Raw genomic sequence first — 255 nt, 5'->3', positions numbered from 1 at the left:
AGCGTGCGCGGCTGGTGCGTAAAGTCTCGGCGGACGGTGGTGAACAGCTCAAGGCCTATGACTCATCGGGGCGGTTGATCGCCGAGCAGGATGCCTTGGGCGCTGTCACCGAATACCGCTACGACGACGTCGGACGGCTGATCGCGCTGATTCCACCGGATGAGGCGCCCACGTCCTACGAGTATCGCAACGGTTTCCTGCACAAACGCTCTCGCGAAGAGGCGGTGTGGATCTACCGGCGCAATGCCGAGGGCG

1 protein-coding gene is annotated in these 255 nt (G+C 63.5%); it reads left to right on the top strand.

The features are described 5' to 3' along the window. Positions 1–255, top strand: a 255-nt coding sequence (locus AC0ZWN_RS28920) for an RHS repeat domain-containing protein (RefSeq protein ID WP_476337726.1), incomplete at both ends; no start/stop codon positions are given.

Source organism: Pseudomonas sp. 3B-A001-10F, from assembly GCF_056313565.1.
This window is presented reverse-complemented; position numbering and strand designations above follow the sequence as displayed.